Origin of the sequence: Actinomyces sp. Z5 (genome assembly GCF_003287795.1) — a bacterium.
In the GTDB taxonomy this organism is placed as follows: Bacteria; Actinomycetota; Actinomycetes; order Actinomycetales; family Actinomycetaceae; genus Actinomyces; species Actinomyces glycerinitolerans.
Genome location: NZ_QMIN01000022.1, coordinates 1 through 2,831, shown reverse-complemented (window position 1 = coordinate 2,831; position 2,831 = coordinate 1). Strand labels below are relative to the sequence as shown.

Genomic DNA, 2,831 nt, shown 5'->3' with positions numbered 1-2,831 from the left:
GTTGCGTCCGGAACATCTCGCGCTCGGACTCCGCCGCGTCGGGGAACTGCCGGCGCAGAACCTCGGCGAGCTCGGCAAAGAAGGGATGGATGTCGCGCTGGAAGTCCATGATCGCTTCGTCGCCGCATTTGCTGCGCAGGGAGGCGTCGCTGACGGCGAGAAGCTGCAGGATGAGCCGACGGCCGAGCAGCGAATCGGCGAGCTCGCGGCAGAACTCCTCTCGCCCCATCCTCCGTTTGAACCTCACGCGTATCTCTGTCGCCCATGCGGCGTACTCGCGCCGCATCAGGTCGAGATAGACCTCCTCCTTCGTGGCGTAGTAGTGATACACGGACGGGCGCGCGATCGAGCACTTCTTGGCTATTGCGGCCAGGGTGACGGTCTCGTACTCCTGCTCGGCCAGCAAGGCCGCTGTCGCGTCGAGTATCTCCGCCCTGCGTGCGGCAACCTCCGCGTCCGTCCTGGCCCTCACATTCCCCATGCGTCTCCCCCTGAGTTGCAACCGACACCCTGTCGGTTATACGCTCCATCGAGCCCAACTCAGACCCGACACACCCTCTATTTGAAGGGAAAGGTACCCATGAAAGCACTGCTGATCAACGCTCACCTGCCCTACCCCAACTGGTCGGAGGGCACCCTCAACGCCTCCGCGCAGGCCGTCGCAAGGGAGTTCTTCGAGGCCCGCGGCGACGAGGTCACCGAGACCAAGATCGCCGACGGCTACGACCCCGCCGAAGAGGCCCAGAAGATGCTCGACGCGGATGTCGTCGTCGTGCAGACTCCCATCAACTGGTTCTCCGCACCGTGGATCTGGAAGAAGTACACCGACGAGGTATTCAACGTCGGCCTGCACGATCAGACCTTCCTGACCGGAGACGGCCGCACGCGCAAGGACCCGACCAAGCCGTACGGCTCCGGCGGACTAATGGCACCGCGCAAGGTGCTCATCTGCACCACGTGGAATGCACCGCGGGAGGCGTTCGACGAGCCGTCCAACCCGACGCTCCAGGGGCGTTCGCTGGCGGACATGCTCAGCGACATCACCTGCACGTTCCGCTTCTGCGGCTTCGAAGTACTGCCCGAATTCGGCATCTTCGACATCTTCAAGAACCCCGACGTCGAGGCGGATCTCGCCGCCTACCGCAACCACCTCGAGAAGCACCTCGGTTAATTCGGTAGTCGATCGACGCCACCCTGGTCCTCTCCGTCTGGGGTCCTGCCGCACCCGGCCTCCTGAGAACCCGCGACGCCGGCGCGCTGCACTACGCGTACGGATCCTCGTAGTCAGCTAGCCAGAACCCCGTCGTACCCGTGAGAAACGCCTTGCCATCCACCACGCTCCCGGGGTGCGGCGCAGGTGTTGTGCCGATGGGAAGTCCCAGTGTGATGGGGAATCCACAATCGGCGTTCACCTTGTACCACTGATTTCCAGTGAGGCGGTTCGTCACGATCGTCACCTCATTGCAGACGGCCTTCAGCATGCCGATGGGGCTGACGTCTTCTGGCCCGGCCTCGCCGCTGTAGAGCGCGAACAGCCAGGGGCTAGCGACGAACCGCGGGCCGATGTAGACCTCGTCGGGCAGGTCTTCGTCCATCCTCTTTGCCGGCGAGTCCTTCATGCTGATCGGCGTCTGGGCCTTCTCCCAGTCCTCCTCCGAGTCGAACACCTCGACGTCCACGGCGATCGCACCAACCCGGTAGTCGCCGTAGCGCGCCACCGGTCCGTCAGCGTCAATCCCGTACACCGGATACATGTTGGGGTCATCGACCCACATCAGCAGGCGAGTCATTTCCTCACCGTCGTCGTCGAGGACGCTGAGATGGGCGACGCCCGGTACGACCTGCCAGCCTTCGACGCTGACTCGCGCAGGGCCGGCAACAGTGAGCGACTGGCTCGAGGTACCGTCCGCCGTCTCGAACAGGCAGATGTTAGCCCCCGAGTCGTCGGGGTAGACCACGATGTGGTTGAACTGATCGTTGCGCGGCAGGCCCATCATTGCAGGCGGCGTAAGCAGGTCGTAGGTTGCCTGCCAGTCGGCAAGAAACCCGACCGCCTCCAGGTAGTTGCTCTCCATGCCAACAGAGTCTCACGAAGGTCCGACACAAAAGCTGGCTACTTCAGACCGGCCAGGCGGCGCAGGCTCCGCCTAGGACAATCCACCTCGCCGATGATTCGCCCATCCCGGGCTTCACCGGCGAGGTGAATTGTCGCAATCCCTCCGGGCCTCGCTGTCGTGCGACTGCACGCTCAGCCGAGCGGGAGATACACCTCGGTCACGAGTTGATCTGCGGGAACCGCGTCCGGCGTCGTGAGGTAGATGTTGAACGACTTGCCCGCCAGGGAGTCGTCGGCCGGTGGTGTCAGTCCCTCCGCAGCAATCCGGGTGGCCAGCCGGTCATGGGCCCCGGTGATCTGGTCGTACGGCCCGACGATGTGGGCCACGAGGCAGTCCCGGGCCGGAAGCTCGTGGACCCGCAGCGGCGCCGCGGCCGTCGTTCCGGGTGCGACGGGCAGGAAGATCTCCTCGTCGACATCGTGCTCGGTGTACTCGGCGTCGTGCTCGATCACTCCGCACGGGCCGATCGGTTTGATGCCCTGCCGGGTGATCTCGGGCATCATGCGGACCCAGAGGAGATGCTCGTCGGAATAGGTCGGGATGACGTCGCGCAGGGATACGATGGTCATGGCCGCGATGGTGCGGCGCTCGACGGTGATGGACATGCTGGTTTCTCCTTCGATGAGGTGAGAGATGAGAGCCAGCCGAGCCTGGGCGGCGCGCGCCTCCTCGACGACGGTCTCGCGCTGGAGCTCCAGCGCAGCCGACCATGCC

4 protein-coding genes are annotated in these 2,831 nt (G+C 64.5%); 1 reads left to right on the top strand and 3 read right to left on the bottom strand.

Annotated elements, in window-relative coordinates:
• Window positions 1-481, bottom strand: a 481-nt coding sequence (locus DRB06_RS02470; RefSeq protein ID WP_146750781.1) for a TetR/AcrR family transcriptional regulator, incomplete at its 3' end; no start/stop codon positions are given.
• Window positions 482-580: 99 nt separating this feature from the next.
• Between DRB06_RS02470 and DRB06_RS02465 the strand changes: the two genes are divergently transcribed.
• Window positions 581-1,171 carry an NAD(P)H-dependent oxidoreductase gene (locus DRB06_RS02465; RefSeq protein ID WP_111819060.1) on the top strand — a complete coding sequence of 197 codons (591 nt, stop codon included), beginning with the start codon at window positions 581-583 and terminating at the stop codon, window positions 1,169-1,171.
• 91 nt (window positions 1,172-1,262) lie between these two features.
• Here the strand turns inward: DRB06_RS02465 and DRB06_RS02460 are convergent, their stop codons facing one another.
• Both DRB06_RS02460 and DRB06_RS02455 read right to left on the bottom strand, forming a co-directional pair.
• On the bottom strand, window positions 1,263-2,075 hold the full coding sequence (locus DRB06_RS02460) for a hypothetical protein (protein ID WP_108967995.1): 813 nt from the start codon (window positions 2,073-2,075) through the stop codon (window positions 1,263-1,265).
• Window positions 2,076-2,248: 173 nt separating this feature from the next.
• The coding region (locus tag DRB06_RS02455) for a GyrI-like domain-containing protein (protein ID WP_146750780.1) at window positions 2,249-2,831 on the bottom strand (583 nt) is incomplete at its 5' end.